This is a genomic window from Endozoicomonas sp. SESOKO2 (assembly GCF_024606245.1).
GTDB lineage: Bacteria > Pseudomonadota > Gammaproteobacteria > Pseudomonadales > Endozoicomonadaceae > Endozoicomonas_A.
In genome coordinates, this window is the sequence record NZ_JAHHPQ010000821.1 from 1 (window position 1) to 1402 (window position 1402).

General features: G+C 47.4%; 2 protein-coding genes. One reads left to right on the top strand and one right to left on the bottom strand.

Annotated features, from left to right (window positions below; genetic code table 11):
* Window positions 1–242, top strand: a 242-nt coding sequence (locus KDK17_RS19250) for a hypothetical protein (protein WP_257288847.1), incomplete at its 5' end; no start/stop codon positions are given.
* Window positions 243–399: 157 nt separating this feature from the next.
* On the opposite strand, the gene epmA is transcribed toward KDK17_RS19250, so the two are convergent.
* On the bottom strand, window positions 400–1402 hold a 1003-nt coding region (gene epmA, locus KDK17_RS19255), incomplete at its 5' end, for an EF-P lysine aminoacylase EpmA (RefSeq protein ID WP_257288848.1).

The following is a 1402-nucleotide window of genomic DNA, read 5'->3' on the forward strand; positions in this document are numbered from 1 at the left end:
GAGAAGGTTTTAACCGGCTGAAGCAGCAGTCAGTGCCGTTCAGCGAGGCGCTCATCTTACCTTGGCGCCGGTCGTTGTCAAGCGCTGTCTCTACCAGAGAGTTAAAGCCACTTTTCAACTCGCTAAACTGGCAGACGCCCATACTTAATCAGCGTTGCTTTTCTTGTTCAGCGGCGGCGCATTTTACATCGCTAAACCAAACTGTCAATCAATATTTTATTGACTGCACTGCTGCCTGTTAACAATGGAATGTTGCGCCGAAGAAGTGGATCGAATTATACGTCCGAAACCTACTATTACAATAGGGGATTAATACCTAATACTCATTGCTGGTCATATAAATACACAATGATTCCAGCGTCGAATGACGTTTGTAATCTTACCTTACGAGCTGCTTGTTCAGGCCCTGAAAAAATCGAACGCAACGACATCCGCAATCTTCTTTTTGTTCAGCATTAACATCAGGAGACGATCAAGTCCTATGGCAACGCCGGCGCAATCGGGCATACCTGACCTCAGGCTTTCAATAAAACGATGATCGTAGGGGTAAACAGGTTTACCCTGTTCTTTGCGTTTAATTTGCTCTGTCCGGAAACGCGTTTGCTGCTCTTCGGCATGGGTCAGTTCATGGTAACCATTGGCCAGTTCAACACCGTTAGTAAAAAGCTCGAATCGCGCAGCCACCTGATCACCTTGATCATTCGTATGAAGCCGGGCCAGGGCGGCCATACTGGCTGGGTAGTCGTAGACGTAAACGCCATTAAGCTCACCGGCCCTGCCGAGGCCCAGCTCAGGCTCAATCCTATTTGAAAACAACAGATCAAGGCAGTCATTTCTTCCCAGACCTGACAGTCCCTTATCTACGTGTTTTTGAACCAGAGCAGAAAGCACTTCATCCGATGCGCCGTGAGGATTCAGCCCCAGTTTTTCCTGAAAGACTTTCCCATAACTGACTCTTTTTACCTCTTTAAAGGCTGTGACTGACGACAACAGTAATGTCATGTCATCCATTAATTGATGCTGATCCATGCCAAGCCGGTAATATTCAAGCATAGTGAATTCAGGATTGTGCCGCCCACCCGCTTCACCATTACGGAATACTCGACCCAGAGAATAGATATCACCACTGCCGGCAGCCAGAAGCCTTTTCATAGGAAACTCGGGCGATGTATGAAGGTAACAGGATTGTTCACTACCCGCTCCGATAGGTCGAAAGGTAGTGATAAAACTGTCGATATGAAGATCCACAGTCGCGTTGGCAGAAAGCATGGGTGTATCCACTTCCATTACTTGCTGCCCATCTAAGTATTGTCGGATTCTGGCAAACAACCGAGCCCTTTCCTGAAGCGTCGTGATTGAGGCAGAGGGTTTCCAATTATCGGATGACATGTAAGTCATACTC